The 2,428-nt window shown below is 74.0% G+C and carries 1 protein-coding gene; it reads left to right on the forward strand.

The window, feature by feature from the left end; translation table 11 throughout:
* Positions 1–718: 718 nt before the first annotated feature.
* Complete coding sequence (locus AC07BF_RS37750) at positions 719–1,573, forward strand: class I SAM-dependent methyltransferase (protein WP_363632302.1); 855 nt, start codon at positions 719–721, stop codon at positions 1,571–1,573.
* Positions 1,574–2,428 lie beyond the last annotated feature (855 nt).

Here is a 2,428-nt window from a genome sequence, read left to right on the forward strand (position 1 = left end):
CCCGGCTGGGGACCCCCCCCCAACCCCCCCCTCCCCCCCCCCCCCCCCCCCCCCCCCTCCCCCCCCCCCCCCCCCCCCCCCCCCCCCCCCCCCCCCCGCTTCGGTCCGCCCTCGTCGCCTTCGCCGCCCTGCGGGCCTTGGGGACTCGGGGGCGGCGGCCGGCCGCAGCCGGCAGCGCTCCGGCCTCCTGCGGGTGCGGGGTGCGGGGCGCCGCTGCCCCGCCGTGCTCGCCGATGGCGGCGGTCAGGCTCCGGCGACAGTCCTCCGTCTGCGCCCGGGGCTTGACGCCGGGCAGGAGACTGCGCGGCTGCGGCCCGCCGGCCTCGACGCTCAGCTGGCAGCGGGGCGCCCCACGCACCCACCACACCGCCTCGACCAGCAGGATCACCAGGCCGAACAGAACGGCGAGCACGAGAAGGACCGGAAAGCCGTCGGAACAGGCCGCGCCGCCGTCCGGCGGAAGGCCGTGAACAGGTCCGTACAGCCGCAGTGTCTGCAGCAGGTTCCGCTGGTACCACCGCGGCAGCTTGAAGTGGCTCCACTGAGGAGCAAGTTGACCTGGCTCCAGTTGTCCCGTCCCGGATGATCTGGTCGTCATCACGGCTGGATGGTCGGCCATGTCTGGTAGTTCTTGGGGATCAACGAGCGGCGCCGATCCGGACCTGCGCAACAGCGGTCTCGGCACGTACCGCTCCCGAAGAGCACGACGAAGGATTCTGTGAACAAGACCGACCTGATCGCGACGGCACCCTCGATCGCGGCCGCCATGGCCGCCGCCGACGTGAGCCCCGACATCCAGCTGACCCAGACCCGCTACCGGGCCGCCCTCGTCTCCAGCTGGGGCATCCCGGCCGGAGCGTCGGTCCTGGAGGTCGGCTGCGGACAGGGTGACATGACGGCCGTCCTCGCCGAGGCCGTCGGCCCGCAGGGCCGGGTGGTCGCGGTCGACATCGCGGATCCGTCGTACGGCGCCCCGGTCACCCTGGGGCAGTCGGCGGAGCGCCTCAAGGCGACGCCTCTGGGCTCTCGCATCGACTTCCGCTTCGGCCTGGACGTCCTCGACGAGGCGGTCACCTTCCCCGACAGCGGATTCGACTACGCCGTCCTGGCACACTGCTCCTGGTACTTCGCCTCCCTGGACCAGCTGCGGGAGACCCTCGCCCGGGTCCGCCGCTGGGCACGGAACCTTTGCTTCGCCGAGTGGGACCTCGCACCCTGCTCGGCTGACCAACTGCCCCACCTGTTGGCCGTCCTGATCCAGGGGCAGATCATGGCGAGCGGGTCGCGGGGCGAAGGCAATGTGCGCACTCCGTTCTCCCACGCAGGCCTGCTCCGGGTCCTCGCGGCGACAGGCTGGGATCCCGTCCCGGGGCAGCCCGTGGACACAACCGCCCTACAGGACGGCGACTGGGAGGTGGACGCCTGCACGGCACTGCTCGACACCGTCGACCGGATGGCCGAGCTGCCGCAGCCGGTACTGGACCTGGTGCTGAGCCAGGCGGATGTGCTCCGGTCCCTGGCGAGGGACCACGGCAACACGCCGCTGCCGGCCTACTCGCTGACCGCCCGCTGAGCGGACCGGGACGCCGGTCCGGGGCCGCGACCGCCCGACGGGCGCGAACCGAGATCGGGCCCGGACCAGGCCGCGGGTCCGGTCGACATGCCCGCGCCCGAGTGAATGCGGTACGCCGTCCGCCCGGCACGTCGGGGTGAGTCCGGCGATCACGGTCCTGTCGGAGACCGCTCTGTGGTCGCGGTCATGTCGGGAGGCCGGCGTCGGGATTGCCGCGGGTTGGACCTGACCGCGCCGCGCAAGCAGAAGCACACCATCGAACGGGTCTTCCAGCGGTTGGCGAGCCCGTACGACTTCCGCGACGCGTCCGACAACACGGTGCGCGACTACATCGACAAGCGCCGCCCGGAGACCGCGGACGAGGAGCGCGAGGGCCACCGGCACGTCGACGGGATGGTCCCGCGGATCCACCTGCCCGGCGAGGAGGCCGAGGTGGGGCCTTCGGTCACCGGCAGCAGTCATATCCGCCGGCCCGGAAACCCAGTGCCCGTCCGGCGATTGCCCGCTCCCGTCCAGCCACCGCGGCACTGGGCGACCAGCAGCCCGATTCGAGTCGGGTCGGCTGACACCACGCACCTGTCGGGGAACGCGGCCCGTCGGCCGAGACCACGGCGGCCACGACCTCCCCCGCGCAGGTGTCGGAGACGCCAGGGACGGCCAACTCCGTTGTAACGGCGGCCCCTTGCGGGGAGCAGCGGGGCCGCGGGAACGCTTCGCCCCGGGGCGCACCCGCCCCTGGCGGTGGACGCGGGGGGGGGGGGGGGGGGGGGGGGGGGAGGCCACGCCCCCCCCCCCCCCCCCCCCCGCCCCCACCCCCCCCCCCCCCCCCCCCCCTCCCCCTCGTCTTCTTGTTGG

The organism is Kitasatospora sp. NPDC043950, from assembly GCF_056435345.1.